The sequence below is a fragment of the Streptomyces sp. NPDC050423 genome (genome assembly GCF_040655445.1).
Classification (GTDB): Bacteria; Actinomycetota; Actinomycetes; order Streptomycetales; family Streptomycetaceae; genus Streptomyces.
Window position 1 is genome coordinate 50330 of sequence record NZ_JBFAJY010000003.1, and the last position, 19633, is coordinate 69962.

General features: G+C 71.3%; 15 protein-coding genes. 8 read left to right on the plus strand and 7 right to left on the minus strand.

All coding sequences use genetic code 11. From position 1 onward, the window contains the following. Nucleotides 1–386: 386 nt before the first annotated feature. Complete coding sequence (locus AB0I52_RS03180) at nt 387–857, minus strand: hotdog fold thioesterase (protein ID WP_362953760.1); 471 nt, start codon at nt 855–857, stop codon at nt 387–389. A 161-nt stretch (nt 858–1018) separates the two neighbouring features. After that, entirely contained in the window at nt 1019–3292 is a 2274-nt protein-coding gene (locus tag AB0I52_RS03185) for an FdhF/YdeP family oxidoreductase (protein ID WP_363068388.1), read from the minus strand. 158 nt (nt 3293–3450) lie between these two features. Between AB0I52_RS03185 and polA the strand changes: the two genes are divergently transcribed. After that, nucleotides 3451–6162, plus strand: a complete 2712-nt coding sequence (gene polA, locus AB0I52_RS03190; protein ID WP_363068390.1) for a DNA polymerase I — start codon at nt 3451–3453, stop codon at nt 6160–6162. Between the two features lie 83 nt (nt 6163–6245). On the opposite strand, the gene AB0I52_RS03195 is transcribed toward polA, so the two are convergent. Continuing rightward, nucleotides 6246–7118 (minus strand): DUF4184 family protein, encoded by an 873-nt coding sequence (locus AB0I52_RS03195; RefSeq protein WP_363068392.1) that lies wholly within the window; start codon nt 7116–7118, stop codon nt 6246–6248. A gap of 186 nt (nt 7119–7304) precedes the next feature. Here AB0I52_RS03195 and AB0I52_RS03200 point away from each other — a divergent pair, with 186 nt between their 5' ends. From AB0I52_RS03200 to AB0I52_RS03210, 3 genes are all read left to right on the plus strand, one after another. Next, complete coding sequence (locus tag AB0I52_RS03200) at nt 7305–9008, plus strand: lytic transglycosylase domain-containing protein (protein WP_363068394.1); 1704 nt, start codon at nt 7305–7307, stop codon at nt 9006–9008. Between the two features lie 136 nt (nt 9009–9144). Beyond that, nucleotides 9145–9282 carry an SPW_0924 family protein gene (locus AB0I52_RS03205; protein ID WP_123469382.1) on the plus strand — a complete coding sequence of 46 codons (138 nt, stop codon included), beginning with the start codon at nt 9145–9147 and terminating at the stop codon, nt 9280–9282. A gap of 75 nt (nt 9283–9357) precedes the next feature. Beyond that, on the plus strand, nt 9358–10365 hold the full coding sequence (locus tag AB0I52_RS03210; RefSeq protein ID WP_363068396.1) for a DUF3068 domain-containing protein: 1008 nt from the start codon (nt 9358–9360) through the stop codon (nt 10363–10365). Here the strand turns inward: AB0I52_RS03210 and hrpB are convergent. Continuing rightward, nucleotides 10352–12853 (minus strand): ATP-dependent helicase HrpB, encoded by a 2502-nt coding sequence (gene hrpB / locus AB0I52_RS03215; protein ID WP_363068398.1) that lies wholly within the window; start codon nt 12851–12853, stop codon nt 10352–10354. The two genes, AB0I52_RS03210 and hrpB, sit on opposite strands and share 14 nt — an antisense overlap. 49 nt (nt 12854–12902) lie before the next feature. Beyond that, nucleotides 12903–13715, minus strand: a complete 813-nt coding sequence (locus AB0I52_RS03220) for a class I SAM-dependent methyltransferase (RefSeq protein ID WP_363068399.1) — start codon at nt 13713–13715, stop codon at nt 12903–12905. A 396-nt stretch (nt 13716–14111) separates the two neighbouring features. Here AB0I52_RS03220 and rpsA point away from each other — a divergent pair, with 396 nt between their 5' ends. Continuing rightward, complete coding sequence (gene rpsA / locus AB0I52_RS03225; RefSeq protein WP_362953774.1) at nt 14112–15632, plus strand: 30S ribosomal protein S1; 1521 nt, start codon at nt 14112–14114, stop codon at nt 15630–15632. Nucleotides 15633–15738: 106 nt separating this feature from the next. On the opposite strand, the gene AB0I52_RS03230 is transcribed toward rpsA, so the two are convergent. Beyond that, nucleotides 15739–16701, minus strand: a complete 963-nt coding sequence (locus AB0I52_RS03230; protein ID WP_363068401.1) for a right-handed parallel beta-helix repeat-containing protein — start codon at nt 16699–16701, stop codon at nt 15739–15741. A gap of 371 nt (nt 16702–17072) precedes the next feature. On the opposite strand from AB0I52_RS03230, the gene AB0I52_RS03235 reads away from it, so the two are divergent. The 3 genes from AB0I52_RS03235 to AB0I52_RS03245 all read left to right on the plus strand — a co-directional run bounded on the left by AB0I52_RS03235 (nt 17073) and on the right by AB0I52_RS03245 (nt 19192). Beyond that, nucleotides 17073–18011, plus strand: a complete 939-nt coding sequence (locus AB0I52_RS03235) for a PAC2 family protein (protein WP_363068403.1) — start codon at nt 17073–17075, stop codon at nt 18009–18011. Between the two features lie 121 nt (nt 18012–18132). After that, complete coding sequence (coaE, locus tag AB0I52_RS03240) at nt 18133–18735, plus strand: dephospho-CoA kinase (protein WP_363068405.1); 603 nt, start codon at nt 18133–18135, stop codon at nt 18733–18735. A gap of 88 nt (nt 18736–18823) precedes the next feature. Continuing rightward, a complete protein-coding gene (locus AB0I52_RS03245; protein WP_362953781.1) occupies nt 18824–19192 on the plus strand; it encodes a tetratricopeptide repeat protein in 369 nt (122 codons plus the stop codon). Nucleotides 19193–19273: 81 nt separating this feature from the next. Here the strand turns inward: AB0I52_RS03245 and AB0I52_RS03250 are convergent, their stop codons facing one another. Then, entirely contained in the window at nt 19274–19576 is a 303-nt protein-coding gene (locus tag AB0I52_RS03250; protein ID WP_363068407.1) for a DUF6343 family protein, read from the minus strand. Between the last annotated feature and the right edge of the window lie 57 nt (nt 19577–19633).

Consider the following 19633-nt stretch of genomic DNA (forward strand, 5'->3'; position numbering starts at 1 on the left):
CCGCATCCTGAGAACGCGCAGCTCTGCTAAGGGGCTTGAAGCGATCTTGCTGCTGTCGCGTCGTGGGGGTGCGCAGGGCGCGTGAGTGCGTGCGGAAGTGCCCGGCGTCTGTGGGGCCGGGTTCCTCGGGCCACGTCGGGGCGGGTGAACATTGCGCGGATGTTACGCAGTGTTACATCGGGGGTGGTGTGATCGACGCGGTGTGGCGGGGGTGCGGGCGGGGAGTGGCTGCTGAGTGGGCCACAGAACGCGGTTTGTGGTCAAGGGCGTTGGTCGGTGCGGATGTGCAAGTTCGGTGTGCGGGGCTGTGGTTGTGGGGGGATATGGCGATGCCCGGCCGGTTTGCGGGTCCGGCCGGGCAGGGGTGGTGCGGGGGTGTCGGGGGGTCAGGCGGATTCAGCCTTGGGCGCGTCACGCAGGAGGCAGGTGAGGCGGGCGGTGCAGACGCGCTTGTCGTGTTCGTCGGTGATGACGATCTCGTACGTGGCGGTGGTGCGGCCGCGGTGCACGGGGGTGGCGACGCCGGTGACGAGTCCGCTCCGTGCCCCTCGGTGATGGGTGCAGTTCAGGTCGACGCCCACGGCGAGCTTGGCGGGGCCGCCGTGGAGCATGGTGCCGACGGAGCCGAGGGTCTCGGCGAGGACGGCGGAGGCGCCGCCGTGCAGGAGTCCGTAGGGCTGGGTGTTGCCTTCGACGGGCATGGTCCCGACGACGCGGTCCGCGGAGGCCTCGGTGATCCGGACGCCCATGCGCTCGCCGAGGTGGCCGGCGGAGAAGAGGGCGGGCAGGTCGACGCCGAGGGCGGCGTACTCGTCGATGATCTCCTGGGGGAACTTGGGTGCGGTGTGCTCGCCCATGGGGTCCGGCTCCGTCTCTGTGCGGTGGTTCGTCGCTGTGTGCGTTTGTTCCTGGTGCGCTGTTCTTATCAGACGACTGAGCGGACGCTTACGACCTGGTGCGCGATAGGGAGCGGATCAGGTCGTTAGTGCGCGCTCGTGGTGAGGGCTCGTCCGCGGTGTCAGCGCACGTTCTCGAAGCGGATCACCACGGACTTGCTGGCGGGGGTGTTGCTGGTGTCGGCGGTGGAGCCGAGGGGGACCAGGACGTTTGTCTCGGGGTAGTAGGCGGCCGCGCAGCCCCGGGCGGTGGGGTAGTGGACGACGCGGAAGCCGGGGGCGCGCCGTCGCGTACCGTCCTTCCATTCGCTGACCAGGTCGGCGTAGGCGCCGTCGGTGAGGCCGAGGGCGGTGGCGTCGTCGGGGTTGACGAGGACGACGCGACGGCCGCCCTTGATGCCGCGGTAGCGGTCGTCGAGGCCGTAGATGGTGGTGTTGTACTGGTCGTGGGAGCGCAGCGTCTGCAGCAGGAGCCGTCCTTCGGGGAGTTCGGGGAACTCGACGGGCGCTGCCGTGAAGTTGGCCCTGCCCGTGGCGGTGGGGAAGCGGCGGGAGTCGCGGGGGCCGTGCGGGAGGCTGAATCCGCCGGGACGGGCGACGCGTGCGTTGAAGTCCTCGAAGCCGGGGACGACGCGGGAGATGCGGTCGCGGATCGTCCCGTAGTCCTTCTCGAACTCCTCCCAGGGGGTGGTGGAGGCGGGTCCGAGTACGGCGCGGGCGAGGCGGGCGACGATGGCGGGTTCGGAGAGCAGGTGGGGGCTCGCGGGGGTGAGGTTGCCGCGGGAGGCGTGCACCATGCTCATGGAGTCCTCGACGGTGACGAACTGCTTGCCGCCGGCCTGGACGTCCTTGTCGGTGCGGCCCAGCGTGGGCAGGATCAGGGCCCGGGTGCCGGTGACGGCGTGGGAGCGGTTGACCTTGGTGGAGACGTGCACGGTGAGGCGGGCGTTGCGCATGGCGGCCTCGGTGACGTCGGTGTCGGGGGAGGCGGCCACGAAGTTGCCGCCCATGGCGAAGAAGACCTTGGCGTGGCCGTCGCGCAGTGCCTCGATGGAGCGGACCACGTCGTAGCCGTGGTGGCGCGGCGAGGTGATGCCGAATTCCTTGTCGAGGGCGTCGAGGAACGCGGGCGCGGGCCGCTCGAAGATGCCCATGGTGCGGTCGCCCTGGACGTTGGAGTGGCCGCGTACGGGGCAGACGCCGGCGCCGGTCCGGCCGATGTTGCCGCGCAGCAGGAGGAAGTTGACGACTTCGCGGATGGTCGGCACGGAGTGCTTGTGCTGGGTGAGGCCCATGGCCCAGCACACGATGGTGCGCTCCGAGGCGAGGACCATCGCGAGGGCCTCTTCGATGGCGGAGCGGTCGAGGCCGGTGGCGGCGAGGGTCTCGTCCCAGTCGGCTTCGGCGGCCGCCGCGGCGAACGCCTCGTAGCCGTGGGTGTGTTCGGCGACGAAGGCCTCGTCGACGGCGCCCTCGGTCTCCAGGATCAGCTTGTTGAGGAGCCGGAAGAGGGCCTGGTCGCCGCCGATGCGGATCTGGAGGAAGAGGTCGTTGAGGGCCGCGCCCCTGATCACGCCGAGGGGGGTCTGCGGGTTCTTGAACCGTTCGAGTCCGGCCTCGGGCAGCGGGTTCACCGAGATGACCCTCGCGCCGGCGGACTTGGCCTTCTCCAGGGCGGAGAGCATCCGGGGGTGGTTGGTGCCGGGGTTCTGTCCGGCGACGATGATCAGGTCGGCGTGGTGCAGGTCCTCCAGGGAGACGGAGCCCTTGCCGACGCCGATGGTCTCCGTCAGGGCCGAGCCGGAGGACTCGTGGCACATGTTGGAGCAGTCGGGCAGGTTGTTGGTGCCGAATTCGCGGGCGAACAGCTGGAGCAGGAACGCGGCCTCGTTGCTGGTGCGCCCGGAGGTGTAGAAGAGGGCCTCGTCGGGGGAGGCGAGCGCGCCCAGCTCCTCGGCGATGATGTCGAAGGCGCGCTCCCAGGTCACGGCCTGGTACCGGTCGGCCCCCTCGGGCAGATACACGGGCTGCGTGATGCGTCCCTGCTGGCCGAGCCAGTAGCCGCTGCGGGTGGCCAGATCGGCGACCGGGTGTTCGGCGAAGAAGTCCGGGGTGACGCGGCGCAGTGTCGCCTCCTCGGCGACGGCCTTGGCGCCGTTCTCGCAGAATTCGGCCGTGTGCCGCTTGTCGCCCTCGGGCCAGGCGCAGCCGGGGCAGTCGAAGCCGTTCTTCTGGTTGACCTTGAGGAGGGTCCGCGCGGTGCGGCGCACCCCCATCTGCTGCTGGGCGATGCGCAGGCTGTGGGCGACGGCGGGCAGCCCGGCGGCGGCGAGCTGGGCCGGTTCGACCTTCGGTGCGTCCTGGACCGGGTCATCTGCGGGCGGCTTGGTGGCCATCGTGTTCCCCTTTGAGCCGGCTGCGGACCGGGCGGGGTCCGCTGTGCGTGATTCCGTGTCCTTCGATCCTGGCACGCGGGGCGGCGCGGCGGCCCGGCGAGCGGTCGCGGGGTTGCCGCCGGTCCGGATTGTCAGTGGTACGTGGCAGGATCGGGGGCGTGGCTGAGACGGCATCGAAGAAGACGGCAGACAACCGACCGCGCCTGCTCCTGATGGACGGGCACTCCCTGGCGTACCGGGCGTTCTTTGCGCTGCCTGCGGAGAATTTCACGACCGGGGCGGGGCAGCCGACGAACGCCGTGTACGGCTTCGCGTCGATGCTGGCGAACACGTTGCGTGACGAGGCGCCGACGCATTTCGCGGTGGCGTTCGACGTGTCCCGCAGGACCTGGCGCTCGGAGGAGTTCCCCGAGTACAAGGCGAACCGGTCGAAGACCCCGGACGAGTTCAAGGGGCAGGTCGAGCTGATCGGGGAGCTGCTCGACGCGATGCACGCCGACCGGTTCGCGGTCGACGGTTTCGAGGCGGATGATGTGATCGCCACGCTGGCCACCCAGGCCGAGGCGGCCGGCTTTGAAGTGCTGATCGTCACCGGCGACCGGGACTCGTTCCAGCTGATCACGGACAACGTCACGGTGCTGTACCCGACCAAGGGCGTCTCGGAGCTGACGCGCTTCACCCCGGCGAAGGTCGAGGAGAAGTACGGGCTCACCCCGCGGCAGTACCCGGACTTCGCGGCGCTGCGCGGTGACCCGTCGGACAATCTTCCGGGCATTCCCGGGGTCGGCGAGAAGACGGCCGCGAAGTGGATCAACCAGTTCGGTTCGTTCGACGACCTGGTGGCGCGGGCCGAGGAGGTCAAGGGCAAGGCCGGGCAGAATTTCCGCGACCACCTGGACGCGGTGCTGCTGAACCGGCGGCTGACCGAGATGGTCCGTGACGTGGAGCTGCCGAAGACCCCGGCCGACCTGGAGCGTGCCCCCTACGACCGCACGGCGGTCACCGGTGTCCTGGATGTGCTGGAGATCCGCAACCCGAGCCTGCGCGAGCGGCTGTTGGCCGTGGACCCGGGCGCCGCGGAGGACGAGGCCCCGGCACCCGCCGCGGGCATCGAGCTGGACGGTTCGGTGCTGGGCGCCGGCGAGGTCGCCCCGTGGCTGGCCGAGCACGGCGGGCAGCCGCTCGGCGTCGCCACGGTCGACACCTGGGCGCTCGGCAGCGGCACGGTCACCGAGATCGCGCTCGCCGCGGCCGGCGGGGCCGCCGCCTGGTTCGACCCCTCGCAGCTCGACGAGGCCGACGAGCAGGCGTTCGCGGCCTGGATCGCGGATGCCGGGCGCCCGAAGGTCATGCACAACGCGAAGAGCGCCATGCGGGTCTTCCCGGAGCACGGCTGGCGGATCGACGGCGTCTCGATGGACACCGCGCTCGCCGCCTACCTGGTCAAGCCGGGCCGGCGTTCCTTCGCACTGGACGCGCTGGCCGTGGAGTACCTGGGGCGGGAGCTGGCCCCGGCGGCCTCCTCCGACGGGCAGCTGGCCTTCGGCGCGGACGACCAGGCGGAGGCCGACGCCTTGATGACGCAGGCCCGCGCGGTCCTGGATCTCGGGGAGGCGTTCACGACGCGGCTCAAGGAGGTCGGCGCCGCCGAACTGCTCCACGACATGGAGCTGCCGACGTCCATCCTGCTGGCCCGCCTCGAGCGGCACGGCATCGCGGCCGACCGGTCCCATCTGGAGGGCATGGAGCAGCAGTTCGCGGGCGCCGTGCAGCAGGCGGTGAAGGAGGCGCACGCCGCGGTGGGCCGGGAGTTCAACCTCGGCTCGCCCAAGCAGCTCCAGGAAGTGCTCTTCGGCGAGCTGGGCCTGCCGAAGACGAAGAAGACGAAGACCGGTTTCACCACGGATGCCGACGCCCTGGCGTGGCTGGCCGCACAGACCGAGCACGAGCTGCCGGTCATCATGCTGCGCCACCGTGAGCAGGCGAAGCTCCGGGTGACGGTCGAGGGCCTGGTCAAGACGATCGCGGCGGACGGCCGCATCCACACCACGTTCAACCAGACGGTGGCGGCGACGGGCCGGCTCTCCTCGACCGACCCCAACTTGCAGAACATCCCCGTCCGTACGGACGAGGGCCGGGCGATCCGTCGCGGGTTCGTCGTCGGCGAGGGCTTCGAGTCGCTGATGACGGCGGACTACAGCCAGATCGAACTGCGGGTGATGGCCCACCTCTCCGATGACGCGGGCCTGATCGAGGCGTTCACCTCCGGCGAGGACCTGCACACCACGGTCGCCTCGCAGGTGTTCGGCGTGGAGAAGTCCGCGGTCGACCCGGAGATGCGGCGCAAGATCAAGGCCATGAGCTACGGGCTGGCATACGGTCTCTCCGCGTTCGGCCTCTCCCAGCAGCTGAACATCGAGGCGGGCGAGGCCCGCGGTCTGATGGACACCTACTTCGAGCGGTTCGGCGGGGTCCGTGACTATCTGCGCCGGGTGGTGGAGGAGGCCCGTGCCACCGGCTACACGGAGACGGTCTTCGGCCGCCGCCGCTACCTGCCGGACCTGAACAGCGACAACCGCCAGCGCCGGGAGACGGCCGAGCGGATGGCGCTCAACGCGCCGATCCAGGGCACGGCGGCGGACATCGTCAAGGTCGCGATGCTCCACGTCGACCGGGCACTCACCGAGGCGAAGCTGGAGTCGCGGATGCTGCTCCAGGTGCACGACGAAATCGTGCTGGAGATCGCCGCGGGGGAACGCGAGCAGGTGGAGCGCATCCTGCGCCACGAGATGTCGACGGCGGTGCAGTTGCGCGCGCCGCTGGACGTGTCGGTCGGCGTGGGCGGGGACTGGGAGTCCGCCGCGCACTGACAGGCAGGACCAGGTCGTGTCCGCGAAGTCCCGTCGCGCACCAGACGGGACTTCGCGGACGCGGCCCAGGGGGCGTATCGCCCTCAGTCGCCGGACGGGCCCGCGTTCCGGGCGCTTGAGGCGACTGAGGGCGACGGTGTGCCGGTGCCGCCGCGGCCCGGGAGCCGCATCCACACCCCGTACAGCACCAGTCCCACCGCCAGTCCGGCGCCCGCGCCGAAGCACGCGGTGGGGATGATGTCGAGCGGTGTGTCGATGTGCCCGAAGTACGCGTACCAGCGCGCGCACCGGTGAATGACACCCAGCAGCACGCACAGGCCGATGGCGCCGCCCGCGTACCACCGCGCCCGGCGGCCGAGCACCGGTACGGACGCCGGATCCGGCTGTTCACCGGTGCGCCGCAGCGCGGACACGGTGAACCACGTGAGCACGGCCAGCGCCAGTGCCGAAGTGCCGTACTGCACCAGCTGGAACACCGGGTATCCGCCCGCGTCCCGGCCGAGCACCGGCACCAGTCGCACCCCCCACCGGTCGTGGTGGGTGAACGCGTCCCAGACGACATGCGTACCGGCCCCGACGACCGCCGATGCCACGAACCAGGCACCGTCCCGGACACCCCGCGGCCCCCGCCCCGGCGCACGGACGGCTCCCCGCACCAGTGCGTACACTCGCCCCTGACGGTTCCGCGGCAGCAGCGCCACCAGCGGTTCGCGCAGCAGCAGCCACAGCGCGACGGTCGCCGCCGTGATGAGGACGTCCACCGTGAACACGCCCCACACCGCATGCGTGACCTGCCCGAACTCCATGGCGCCCGGAATGGCGGTGTCCGCGTAGTACGTGATGTCGGGCGCGAACGAACCTGCGACGAGGGCTGAGGCGACGAGTGGTCCGCGCCCCGTTCCGTCGCGGTGGAGCCCCGGCAGGACGGCTGCGGCATGGCTGAGGGTGAACGGCATGGTGAAAGTATGTGTGAGCCGCCGTCACCGAAGCGTCGGCCCTTGTACACCTTGTGATCCGGAACGTGAGAAACCGGTGAGAAGCGGTAAGGCCACTGTGTCCGGGCGGCACAAGTTGCCGTAGGGTCGCCTGAGTCCAGGCGCAGGGGAGCGCGGACAGCCGACGACGGGGAGGGCCCACACGTTATGGCAGTGCAATTCGGTCGCCGACTGCGCAGAGGGGCGACCACCACTGCTGTGGCCGCCGCCGCTGTCGCGGCGCTTTCCGCCTCGCAGGCCCCCGGTTCGCCCCTGGTCGCGGCCGAGGACGACCAGCCGGCCGCGGGCGCGACGTCCTCGGACGACAACGCGGCCTCCGGCAACTCGCCCTACTACACGGACCTGCCGCCGCTGAACACGCCCAACAAGCCCGGCACTTCCGTCGATCTTCCGGTGACGGGCAGTGCGGAATCGGGCATACCGGCCTCGATCCTGGCGGCGTACAAGAAGACCCAGCAGACCGTCGCGGGCACGGACGCCGCCTGCCGGCTGCCGTGGCAGCTCCTCGCCGCGATCGGCAAGGTCGAGTCCGGCCAGGCCCGCGGCGGCCGCGTCGACGCGCAGGGCACCACGCTCTCCCCGATCCTCGGCCCGGCCCTCAACGGCCAGGGCTTCGCCCTGATCAAGGACACCGACAACGGTGCCTACGACGGGGACTCGACGCACGACCGCGCGGTCGGCCCGATGCAGTTCATCCCGTCCACCTGGGAGACCTGGGGCCAGGACGGCAACGGCGACGGCCGCAAGGACCCCAACAACATCTACGACGCGGCGCTCGCCGCCGGACGCTACCTCTGCGCCGGCTCCCGCGACCTGTCGCTCGCCGCGGACCTGGACCGGGCGGTCCTGAGCTACAACCATTCGGACGAGTACCTGCGTACCGTCCGCTCCTGGTTCGAGTACTACAAGCGCGGCACCCACGAGGTCCCGGACGGCAGCGGCGTCCTGCCCGTCGACCTCGGCAACGGCAGGAATCCGGGCCGCACCGGCTCAACCACGTCACCGTCTCCGTCGGCCTCGCCTTCCCCGCACGGTTCGCCGGCCCCCAAGCCTCCGTCGAAGCCGGCCCCGAAGCCTCCGTCGAAGCCCAGCCCCACCCCGACGGACCCGGGCGGCCCGGCCGGCAAGCCGACGTACCCGCCGCCGACTCCCGACCCCACGCCCTCCCAGACCCTCGCCGGGCTGAAGAACGCGGGCGCCGGCACCCTGACCGCCACCGCGGGTGACGCCTTCGCCGAGCGGATCAAGGTACGGGCACACAACGGCTTCGGCGGTCCGTTCGCCAAGGCGTCGGTGACCTTCACCGTCGTCGGTGACACGGACGCCGCGTTCGCCGGTGGGAAGCGCACCGTCATCCTCACCACCGGCGCCGACGGCACGGCCACCGCGCCGGTGCTGAAGGCGGGCGAGAAGACGGGCGAGTTCGCCGTACGGGCGACGGCCACCGGTACCTCGCTGCCCGCCGTCAGCTACTCCGCGACGGTCACCGCCCGGCAGGCCGACACGATCGCCAGGACCGGCGCCGAGAAGCTGACCGCCGAGGCCGGCGCCACCTTCGCCGACATCGAGGTCGAGGCCACGTACAAGGACGCGGCCGCCCACGGCGTCGCCGTGACCGCCACCATGATCACCGGCGACGAGAAGCCGGCCGAGAACGACAAGGGCCCGTACTTCGAGGACGAGGACGGCAAGCCGGTCCGCACCCTCACGGACCTGAGCACCGACGCCGACGGCAAGCTCGTCCTCCCGGAGATCCACGCCGACGACACGGCGGGCACGTACAAGCTGCGCCTCACCACCGAGGGTGGCGCCACCGTCGTCATCGAGCTCACGGTCGAGGCCGCCGCCTGACCGAACAGCACCCGGAACAGCCCCTTTGCCGACACCCGGCCAAGGGGCTGTTCTACGTGTTCTCATCTCGCGCCCCGGTTGCTACGGTGCCCCAGCCCTGACGACCCATCAGCTACACGCTCCCGGGAGGCCGAGCATGCGTGCCCTCGTCGCCGCCGCCATCGGACTGGCCGCCGCCCTCGCCCTCGTGCTCACCATCAGCGCGGTGGGCGCACCGCCCGGTGAGACCTCGCCCAAACCCCTGCTGACCACCGTCCCGGGCCCCAAGAACTAGCCGTCCGCACCGCACGACGTCGTCCACACCGCACAACGCCCGTCCGCACCACGGAATGCAGAGGGAGGACACCCCATGCGCCGCCGAGCCAGCCTCGTACTCCTGGCCTTCGCCGTCTTCTTCGCCGCGCTGTCGCCGCTGCTGCGCTGGTACGCCTTCCCGCGGCTGGCGAAGATCCCGCCCAACCAGTACCAGGAGACCGTGCTGGAGGCGAAGCCCGCGACCCTGCTCGACTACAGCACCCTCACGGCCAAGAAGGTCGACAAGCTCACCATCGTGCAGACCCTCAAGGGCAATGTGGAGGAGTCCGAGAAGATCGAACGCAGCGCCGGCCGCGACGTCGTCGTCTGGGACACCCTCTCCTACGTCCAGGGCCCGGACGGCAAGATGGTCTCCAAGATCCCCGAGCGCTACATCTTCGACGCGCACAGCCAGGCCCCGGTCCACGCCACCGGTGAAATGGTCGACGGCGACCAGGTCAGCCGCGAGGGCATCGAGTACAAGTGGCCCTTCCTCACCGAGAAGCGCGACTACGAGTACTTCGACGCACAGACCCGCACCAGCTCGCCCATCCACTACAAGGGCACCCAGACCTTCCGCGGTCTGGAGGTCTACTACTTCGAGCAGACCATCCCGTGGACCAAGGTCCCCATGCCGAAGACGATGCCCATCAAGGGGATCACCCCGCAGCAGATCGCCAAGACCGGAATGACCCGCTGGTACACCACCAAGCGGATGTTCTGGGTCGACCCCGTCACCGGGGCGCCCGTCAACGGCGAGGAGATCCACCGGGAGGAGATGCGGAACGCGAAGGCGATGGGCATGCCCAAGGACACCGTCACCGTGTTCGCCGGGGACGTGAAGATGCGCGAGGACTACATCGTCTCGATCGTCGACCAGGTCAAGTCCCAGCGCGTGCTGGTGCTGCTGCTGACCTCGTACCTGCCCTGGGGCTTCCTCTTCCTCGGCGCCGCGCTCCTGGCGCTCTCGCTCTGGCTGGAGGCCCGCTCCCGGCGGCCGGGCACACCGAGGCCGCACACCGCACCGGAACCCGTCCCCGACCCGGAACCTACTCCCGCTTGAGCCGGGCCTTCGTGAACCGGGTCGCCTCCACCGTCGTCGGGTCCTCGGGCCACGGGTGCTTCGGATAGCGGCCGCGCAGCTCCGCGCGCACCGCCTTGTAGCCCTCCCGCCAGAACGACGCCAGATCGGCTGTCACCGCCGCCGGCCGGCCGGCCGGGGAGAGCAGGTGCACCAGGACCGGAACCCCGGCCACCCGCGGGGTCTCCTGGAGGCCGAACAGCTCCTGGAGCTTCACCGCGAGCACCGGCTGCGCCCCGCCGTACTCCACCCTGATCCGCGAACCGCTCGGCACCTCGATCCGCTCCGGCGCCAGCTCGTCCAGCCGGGCCCCCTCACCGCCCGCCCACGGCAGGAGCCGGCGCAGCGCCTGTCCGGCGTCGATCCCGGCGAGCGCCGAGCGGCGCCGGGCCCGCGACAGCTCGGGCTCCAGCCACTCCCCGGTACGGTTCAGCAGCGCCTCGTCCGACACGTCCGGCCAGGGCTCGCCCAGCTCCCGGTGCAGGAAGGCCAGCCGCTCCCGGAGCTGTCCGGTGTCCCGGGTCCAGCGCAGCAGGCCGAGCCCCTCCCGCCGCAGGCCCTCCACCAGCGCCTCGCGGACCAGGGCGGGGTCCGGCTGCTTCAGCGGGCGCGCCGACAGTTCGATGGCGCCGAGGCGTTCCACCCGGCGGGCCACCACGTCGCTGCCGTCCCAGCGGACCTCCTCGCCCGCGAACCGCAGATGCCCGGCGGCCAGCCGCGCCGTGTCCTCGTCGATCACCGCGGCGAGCCGGACCCGCGCGGACGCCGACTGGGCCGGACGGTCCGCGACCGCGACCGCCAGCCACGCCGCACTGCGCAGCCGTGAGCCGTCCCGCAGCTCCGCCCCCGTGCCGGACGCCATCAGGAACGCACCCTCGCCCCGGGCCCGCGCCACCCGCTCCGGGAAGGCCAGGGCCGCCACCAGGCCGACGGCGGCATCGTCCGGGCCTGATCCGCCACCGCCCGTGCCTTTGGACGAGGAGGACAGCCGCCGCACCTCCTGGCGCCAGCGGGCCGCGTAGGAGTCCTTGCCCTGGCGTGCGGTGCGCAACGCGGCCGCCAGGTCGTCCCCGTACTCCCGGGGCGGTTCCTCGCTCAGCAGCGCCACGACCTCCGCGGCCCGGCGCCCGCCGACCGAGGCCGCCCCGTCCAGCAGCGCCCTGGCCAGCCGGGGATGCAGCCCCAGCCGCGACATCCGTACGCCCCGCTCGGTCACCCGCCCGTCCGGACCCACCGCGCCGACGGCCGTCAGCACCTCGTGGGCGGCGCCCATCGCACCGGCCGGAGGAGCGTCGAGCAGCGCGAGCCCGGTGGCCTGCGGATCGCCCCAGCAGGCCGCCTGGAGAGCGAACGCGGCAAGGTCGGCCACCTTGATCTCCGGGGAGGGGAACCGTGCGAGCCGGCCGTCCTCGGCCTGCTCCCAGCAGCGGTAGACCGCGCCGGGCGCCTCGCGGCCGGCCCGGCCCGCCCGCTGGCGGCCGGACGCCTGCGAGGCCCGTACCGTCGTCAGCGCGCTCAGGCCGCGGGCGTGATCGGTGCGCGGCTCCCTGGCCAGCCCCGAGTCGACGACGGTCCGCACCCCCGGTACGGTCAGCGACGACTCCGCCACCGAGGTCGCCAGGACCACCCGCCGCCCCTCGGACGAACCGGCCAGCACCGCGTCCTGCACCGCCGCGGGGGCCCGCCCGTGCACCTGGAGCACCTCGGCCGCGACGCCGGACAGCTGCCCCGCCACCCGGCCGATCTCGCCGACCCCGGGCAGGAAGCACAGCACGTCGCCGTCCCGTTCGGCCAGCGCCCGCCGCACCACCGAGGCCACATGGGTCAGCAGCGCGGGATCGACCCTCATCCCGTGCGGCGGCCGCACCGGACGGACGGGCGGCGCCCACACCACCTCCACCGGGTAGGAGACGCCCTGTGCCTCGACCACCGGTGCGTCGCCGAGCAGCCGCGCCCAGCCCTGCGCGTCCGTCGTCGCCGACGCGGCGACCAGCCGCAGATCGGGCCGGATCGCCGCCCGCACGTCGAGGAGGAACGCGGCCACCGTGTCCGCGTCCAGATGGCGCTCGTGGCACTCGTCGATGATCACCGCATCGATTCCGGACAGCTCCTGGTCGCGCTGGAGCCGCTGGAGCAGCACCCCGGTGGTGACCACCTCCACCACGGTGTCCGGCCCCACCACCCGCTCCCCGCGCACGGTGAACCCGACCCGCTCGCCGGCCCGCTCACCGAGCAGCCAGGCCATCCGCCGCGCCGCCGCACGGGCCGCGATCCGCCGGGGTTCGGCGACCACCACCCGGCGGGGCGGTCCGTCACCGGTCAGCCCGGCCAGGACCAGGGGGACGAGGGTGGTCTTGCCGGTGCCGGGGGGCGCGCACAGCACGGCGACGCCGCGGTCGTCGAGGGCCCGCCGCAGTGCGGGCACGGCGGTGCGGACGGGCAGCCGGTCCAGGGCGTCGGTGCGGATCACGCCCCCAGTGTCGTACGGCCCGTCCCCGCGTCCCGCCCCGGGCGGTGCCTCAGTCCCGTACGCAGACGAAGATCGCGGTTCCCGGGATCAGGTTGCCGCGCAGCGGCGACCAGCCGCCCCACTCCTGGCTGTTCCAGGCGGGCCACTCCGGTTCCACCAGGTCGGCCAGGCGGAATCCGCCCGCCACCACGTCCCGTACCCGGTCACCCAGCGTCCGGTGGTGCTCGACGTACACCGCCTCGCCGTTCTCGTTCTGCTCGACGTAGGGGGTGCGGTCGAAGTAGGAGGCGGTGACGGACAGGCCCTCGGGCCCCGGTTCGTCCGGGAACGCCCAGCGGACCGGATGCGTGACGGAGAAGATCCAGCGGCCGCCGGGGCGCAGCACCCGGTGCACCTCGCGGAACACCTGGACCGGGTCCGCGACGAACGGCACCGCGCCGTAGGCGGAGCAGGCCAGGTCGAAGCTGCCGTCGCGGAAGGGCAGCACCCCGGCGTCGGCCTGGACCAGGGGGATGCCGTCGCCGATCCGCAGGGCGTGCTGGAGCTGGCGGTGCGAGAGGTCGAGGGCGACCGGGCGGGCGCCCTGGGCGGCCAGCCAGCGCGAGCACTGCGCCGCGCCCGCCCCGATCTCCAGGATGTCCAGGCCCGCCAGGTCGTCCAGGGGGCCCAGGAGTCCGGCCTCCGTCTCGTCGATGCCCTCGGGGCCCCAGACGAACCGGTCGTCGCCGAGGAAGCCGCCGTGGTCGCTCTGGTACTCGTCGGCGTTGCGGTCCCACCAGCCGCGGCTGGCCCGGCTGCTCTCGGCCTCGTCCGCGCTGCGGCGTGTCGCCTCGGGTTCGGTCTGGTGGATCTCTTGGCTCATCGTGCCCGTCGCTGTAGTTTGCCTTCACCCCGTCGTACGCGGTACGTACCAAGGGGGATCCGTGAGTACGGAACCCGTGTGTCCGGACATCATCGGGGCCGATGTGGCCTCGGTGAACACGAGTTGTGCCAGGTATGGGGCGTTCCGCCCCTGGTGTGCGCCTTCGCGCATTGACCGTGCCCTGCTGCCCCCGTATGCTACAAGTTGCGCTGCGAGCCTGCGCGCCTCAGACCTAGCAGGCCGCGCTCGCATCTGTTGTATGTCCCCTCGGTTCACGAGGCGCCTCCCGTTCGCGGGATGGGCGCTTCCCAGGCTGTCCGGCTTCTGCAGAGGCGATACGGGCTCACGGCGTAGCAGTAACTTCGACTCACTGTCCGTACCGGAGCCCTTTCCCACATGACGAGCAGCACCGAGACCACCGCCACCACTCCGCAGGTTGCGGTCAACGACATCGGCGACGCGGACGCGTTCCTCGCGGCGATCGACGAGACGATCAAGTACTTCAACGACGGCGACATCGTTGATGGCGTCATCGTCAAGGTTGACCGCGACGAGGTTCTCCTCGACATCGGTTACAAGACCGAAGGTGTCATCCCGAGCCGCGAGCTCTCGATCAAGCACGACGTCGACCCGAACGAGGTCGTCAAGGTCGGCGACGAGATCGAGGCCCTGGTTCTCCAGAAGGAGGACAAGGAAGGCCGCCTGATCCTCTCGAAGAAGCGCGCTCAGTACGAGCGTGCCTGGGGCACCATCGAGAAGATCAAGGAAGAAGACGGCATCGTCACCGGTACCGTCATCGAGGTCGTCAAGGGTGGTCTCATCCTCGACATCGGCCTCCGGGGCTTCCTGCCGGCGTCGCTCGTCGAGATGCGCCGCGTCCGCGACCTCCAGCCGTACGTGGGCAAGGAGCTCGAGGCCAAGATCATCGAGCTGGACAAGAACCGCAACAACGTGGTCCTGTCCCGCCGTGCCTGGCTCGAGCAGACCCAGTCCGAGGTCCGCCAGACGTTCCTCACGACCCTCCAGAAGGGTCAGGTCCGCTCCGGCGTCGTCTCCTCGATCGTCAACTTCGGTGCCTTCGTGGACCTGGGCGGCGTCGACGGTCTCGTGCACGTCTCCGAGCTGTCCTGGAAGCACATCGACCACCCCTCCGAGGTTGTCGAGGTCGGCCAGGAGGTCACCGTCGAGGTTCTCGACGTGGACATGGACCGCGAGCGTGTCTCCCTGTCGCTCAAGGCGACGCAGGAAGACCCGTGGCAGCAGTTCGCCCGGACGCACCAGATCGGGCAGGTTGTTCCCGGTAAGGTCACCAAGCTCGTTCCGTTCGGTGCGTTCGTGCGCGTCGACGAGGGCATCGAGGGCCTGGTCCACATCTCCGAGCTGGCCGAGCGCCACGTGGAGATCCCGGAGCAGGTCGTCCAGGTCAACGACGAGATCTTCGTCAAGGTCATCGACATCGACCTCGAGCGTCGTCGCATCAGCCTCTCGCTGAAGCAGGCCAACGAGTCCTTCGGTGGCGACCCGGCCTCGGTCGAGTTCGACCCGACGCTGTACGGCATGGCCGCGTCGTACGACGACCAGGGCAACTACATCTACCCCGAGGGCTTCGACCCCGAGACCAACGACTGGCTCGAGGGCTTCGAGGCTCAGCGCGAGGTCTGGGAGACCCAGTACGCCGAGGCGCAGTCGCGCTTCGAGCAGCACCAGGCCCAGGTCATCAAGTCCCGCGAGGCCGACGAGGCCGCTGCTGCCGAGGGCGCTGCCGCCCCGGCCGGCAGCGCTCCGGCTGCCTCCAGCGGCGGCGGTGGCGGCGGTGGCGGTTCGTACTCCTCGGAGTCCGCGGACAACTCCGGCGCCCTGGCGTCGGACGAGGCCCTGGCTGCCCTGCGCGAGAAGCTGGCGGGCGGCCAGAGCTGACGCTCTGACCCTCCGGCCGGTCATCGGCTGCAGTAGATGAAGGTGAGGCCCGCTCCCCTCGGGGGGCGGGCCTCACTCATGTCCGCGACGGGCGTGCGGATGCGGCTTACGGGGTGACGGAGATGTTGGTCAGGCCCTTGCCGCCGGTCACCGTGTTGCTGCTGCGGACCGTGGTGACACAGCCCGTGCTGTAGTTGGTGACGTTGAACGCGAGCTGCTTGTCGCCCGTCGAGCCGGACAGGTCCGAGGTGTTGTCGCGGAAGACGGTCCCGCAGCCCCAGCCGCTCTGCTGGGTGTGCGTCTCGTAGCCGTTGTTGGTCGTACGGGAGCCGTGGTTGCCCTCGACCAGCACGTCGTTGCCCTTCACGTCGACCCAGGAGTCGTCGTAGTTGGCCCCGGTCAGCCCGCTGCCGTCGAAGGTGTTGCCGACGATCCGGGTCCCCGTGGTGCCCTCCTTGACGTCGACGTTCTCGCCGCCGACGTCCGGACCGATCGTGTTGTCCAGGATCTGGACCCGGTCGCTGTTGTCGGAGAGATCGCCCGCGGTGCCGACGTAGACGCCCTCGCCCATGCCGCGGCCGTCGTGCCCGGTGTCGTAGATCCGTGAGTTCTTGATGACGCCGTCGCTGCTGGACTTGCGGAAGTGGACGCCCTCCATGTCGAGGTCGTGCACGGTCACCGAGTCGATGACGACACCGTTGGCGCTGTCGGCCATGATTCCCTTCTGGCCGCCGGAGACGGTGATGCCCCGCACGGTCCAGTACGAGGCGCCGTTGAGGTGCAGCCCGTAGCCGCCGCCGGCCGTGAGGACCGCCCCGGCGGAGCCGGTCAGGGTGATGCGTGCGGAGGCGGTGGCGGGGACGGTCGCCTTGAAGTTGCCGGTGTACGTGCCGTCCGCGAGATGGATCGTGTCGCCGGGGCCGGCCGCGGTGAGGGCCGACTTGAGCTGGGCCGCGGTGCTCACCTCGATGACCGTCGCGGCTCCGGCGGTGGCGGCCGAGGCGAGGACCAGGCCGCCGGTGGCCAGGGCGGTGGACAGCAGGGCGGGGAGCAGCGTGCGGGTGCGCATGGGGGGTGCCTTCCCGTCGAAGGATTCTAGGTTCAGCGTTCTCGTACGTGAACGTGGGGCGAGGTTCTGAACTTGCTGACCGTGAACGTAGGGATGGAGTGACGCCGTGTCAAGGTCTGGACCATTCTGGGTGAGGGTGGCGCACGGGGGAGCGGGGGAAACGCGTGGGACGCACGAGTAACTGACGGCTCGTGACACGGTCTCGTCGCGAACTCGGCGCCCCCGCTGAGGTGTTCATCGACCTGAACGTCAACGCCTCGCCGCACTGCACTCGCGGGTACCTGGGTAAACACCTCGTGAAGGGGTGCGGCCGGGAATGCACGTGCCCCTCGGGGCGTTCTTCTTCAGGAACACAAGGAGGAGCGGTAACCGTGGCTGATCCGCAGAGTTTGTACGAATGGGAGCCGAAGGGCCTGGCCGTCGTCGACATGGCGCTTGCCCAGGAGTCGGCCGGCCTGGTCATGCTCTACCACTTCGAGGGATACATCGACGCGGGTGAGACCGGTGAGCAGATCGTCGACGGTCTGCTCGAATCGCTGCCGCACCAGGTGGTGGCCCGCTTCGACCACGACCGCCTCGTCGACTACCGCGCACGGCGCCCCCTGCTGACCTTCCGGCGCGACCGCTGGACGGCGTACGAGACCCCGACGCTGGACGTCCGGGTGGTCCAGGACGCGACCGGGGCCCCGTTCCTGCTGCTGTCCGGGCCGGAACCGGACGTGGAGTGGGAGAGGTTCGCCGCCGCCGTCGAGCAGATCGTCGAGCGGCTCGGCGTGCGTCTCGCGGTCAACTTCCACGGCATTCCGATGGGAGTCCCGCACACCCGCCCGGTCGGCGTCACCCCGCACGGCAACCGCACCGACCTCATGCCCGGCCACCGCAGCCCCTTCGACGAGGCGCAGGTGCCCGGCTCCGCCGAGGCCCTGGTCGAGTACCGGCTGATGGAGGCCGGACACGACGTGCTCGGTGTCGCCGCCCATGTGCCGCACTACGTCGCCCGCTCCGCCTACCCCGACGCCGCGCTCACCGCGCTGGAGTCGATCACGGCGGCGACCGGACTCGTCCTGCCGGCCATCGCCCACGCCCTGCGCACCGAGGCGCACCGCACCCAGACGGAGATCGACCGCCAGATCGGGCAGGGCGACGAGGAACTCGTCTCGCTGGTCGAGGGCCTTGAGCACCAGTACGACGCGGTGGCGGGCTCCGAGACCCGGGGCAACCTGGTCGCCGAGCCGGTGGACCTGCCGTCCGCCGACGAGATCGGCCTCGAATTCGAGCGCTTCCTGGCCGAACGGGAAGGCGACAGCTGACCTCCGGCACGACGACCGCCGATTCCACCGGTCCGGCCCCCGCGGGCCTGGCACCAGTGCCTGTGTGGAGTGGTCCCGCGACGCCGCGGGGCAACTCCACACAGGCACTAGGCTGCCGCCCATGCTGAAAGTGGGCCTGACCGGCGGAATCGGCGCCGGCAAGAGCGAAGTGTCACGGCTGCTCGTCGGCCACGGAGCCGTCCTCGTCGACGCCGACCGGATCGCGCGCGAGGTCGTCGAACCCGGCACCCCCGGGCTCGCCGCGCTCGTCGAGGCGTTCGGCGCCGGGGTCCTGAACCCGGACGGCACCCTGGACCGGCCGAAGCTCGGCTCGATCGTCTTCTCCGACGCCGAACGGCTCGCCGCCCTCAACGCGATCGTCCACCCGCTGGTCGGTGCCCGCTCCGCCGAGCTGGAAAGGGCCGCCGGCCCCGGCTCCGTGGTCGTCCACGACGTTCCCCTCCTCGCCGAGAACGGCCTCGCGCCCCTGTACGACCTGGTCGTCGTCGTCGATGCCGCTCCCGGGACCCAGCTCGACCGCCTCGTGCGGCTGCGCGGGATGACGGAGCGGGACGCCCGTGCCCGGATGGCCGCGCAGGCCACCCGCGAGGAGCGGCTCGCCGTCGCCGACCTGGTCATCGACAACGACGGACCGGTCGAGGCCCTGGCGCCGCAGGTCAGCGAGGTCTGGTCCGAGCTGGTGCGGCGAGCCGCGGCGGGCTGACCCCGGAGCCGGGGCGGCGTGGCCCGGACCGGAATACCGGATCCCGGGGCGACGTTCACACCGAGGTGGCCGAGGGAAGGATGCAACTGTGCCCGAGAGGAACCCGGAGACCCACGTCATAGACTTCCGCGCGGCCGAGCAACTGCTGGCGGCGCGCGATCCCCGGGGCGCCGTGAAGCTGCTCGACTCGGTGATCGCCTCCCACCCGGAGAACACCGCCGCCCGGCTGCTGCGCGCCCGCGCCTTCTTCGCGGCCGCCCAACTGCGCCCCGCCGAGCTCGAATTCGAACTCGTCCTGGAGCGGGAGCCGGACAACGCCTTCGCGCACTTCGCGCTGGCCCGGACCTTCGAGCGGGCCGGCCATCCGGAACGGGCGACCCGCCACTTCAGGCTGGCGGCGGCGCTCGACCCCAACCCGGAGTACCTGAGGGCCGCCCGCTTCGACACGGAGGGCTGAGCGGCCGCCGGGTGACCTCCCCGCCGAGTGACCTCCGAGGCCCGCCGCCGCATACCGCCCCGCCCGACGCCGGGCCCGCGGTCAGTCCCCGTACCACCGTCGTCCCCCGCGGCCCGGTCCGTGCGGCGGGACGTCGCGGCCCGGCTGGTAGCCCGGGCCCTGGCGGATGCGGTGGACGATCACGGCCAGATCCACCAGCACCAGGACGAGCAGCACACCGCAGGCGGCCGCCCACCCCGGGCGGTCGGTCAGGGTGAATGCGGTCAGGCCGAGGACGGCCCAGGCCAGGCCCCATAGACTCAGCCAGAGCCGCAGTCGCAGAGAACTGCGTGCAGTCGTCGGTTCACTACCGGTACGCATGGCCATCGCCTCTTCTACCAGCATGGACCCGCGACGCGGAACGCGGCGGACCGACGAGTGATGCGGACCGGTGAGAGAGGG